A 1250-nucleotide genomic window follows, 5' to 3' on the forward strand; every position below is an offset into this window, starting at 1 on the left:
CCCCCGAGAGAGAAAACACCACACCACCAACCCCAGACTCTTCTAATGCATATATTGAAACAGAAAATAAAATTATCGCAATATAATAAACACCATGCACAACACCATTATTACCTGAGGCGAGATAAAGGACAGAACAAAAAGACAGTACTACACTGAGGAAGAGCACGGACAGCGTTTTAATATCCCGCCATCTCCACAGTAACCGGGGTGGTTCTTGTACTCTCTCAGGATATCCTGTTAACACAGCAAGAAAGTATCTGACATCCCTGAGTCTGGCCATTTGCCTGTCCACCTCAGTGGTGCAGACAATGCTTTGCCGTTGCTGCCTGACACTTCGGAGGAACAAAAGAAGGCTTCCCTCAAAACAGTCGACTTCCAGGGCACATGGCAGACGTCCTTTAATCAGAGACGCCTGAATGTCAGAAAGCAACCCTTTGATATCGACGGGCAGAACAACCTGTCCATATGCCATCTGCGTTAACGCTTCACTGAGGTCATTAAAAACGGCCTTTATGTATTCAATATCCTTCTTTGTACTGATACCAGTCATGTAGACTCTCCGCATCAAAAATATCAATTCAGCATCACCAGAGGAATGAAACTGTACAACGACCAGTAAATGGCTACGCAGTCTTTGGCCCGGACAGCCACGCCAGTTAAACAGACAAGATATCCCCCCAGGATGACCGAGCTTATCCGTAAGTCGCAACCGACACCTACCGCAAGGGAGAAAATAAGGTACGCTGGCAGAATAAATAATCCGGCCAGCGAATATGCAGCACGGCTTGCTTCCCACTGGCGGTACCGCCAGGTTTCCTCTGTTTTCTCCAGTCTCCGTCTGAAGGCTTTCAGTCCTGTAATCCACAGGCTGAGATCCCTGACTTCTCTTAACGATTTACCGTAAATCCGCACCTGTCGATATCGTTCTGCCCGCAGGAGACAGACCGCATACTCAGCCAGTCGCGAAGAGGGGCATTTTCTGTTTAATAGTGTCATTCGCATGGAATCGAGCACTTCCTGTACCTCCCAGGCAGCCTCCGATCGTTGCAGGATATCATCGGCAATCATCTGACTGATATTGTGTAAGTCCTGCATCAAACAATCCAGATGCTTATGCTTCATGTTCTGCCTCCGGGTTACAAAAATACGCAGTTACGTTTACGCCACATCAGGTAGCCATAGTTCTTGCGGGAGTTGGGTGGATTTTTTCCGGCCTCCCAGCGCATCACGCTGCGTCCAAGCGGATG

The 1250-nt window shown here is 48.3% G+C and carries 3 protein-coding genes; all 3 read right to left on the reverse strand.

The annotated features are described in order from the left end of the window. Positions 1–553, reverse strand: a 553-nt coding sequence (locus CWM53_RS24655; RefSeq protein ID WP_133124385.1) for a hypothetical protein, incomplete at its 3' end; no start/stop codon positions are given. A 23-nt stretch (positions 554–576) separates the two neighbouring features. Beyond that, positions 577–1125 carry a hypothetical protein gene (locus CWM53_RS24660; RefSeq protein ID WP_100698978.1) on the reverse strand — a complete coding sequence of 183 codons (549 nt, stop codon included), beginning with the start codon at positions 1123–1125 and terminating at the stop codon, positions 577–579. Positions 1126–1139: 14 nt separating this feature from the next. Next, the coding region (locus CWM53_RS24665; protein ID WP_206062635.1) for a TraU family protein at positions 1140–1250 on the reverse strand (111 nt) is incomplete at its 5' end.

This window comes from Klebsiella sp. A-Nf5, from assembly GCF_002810545.1.
Classification (GTDB): domain Bacteria; phylum Pseudomonadota; class Gammaproteobacteria; order Enterobacterales; family Enterobacteriaceae; genus Klebsiella; species Klebsiella variicola.

What these genes read in the sequence shown, in the direction of transcription:
- CWM53_RS24660 (WP_100698978.1), bottom strand. Translation starts at nt 1,125, where the DNA reads ATGAAGCATAAGCATCTGGATTGTTTGATGCAGGACTTACACAATATC.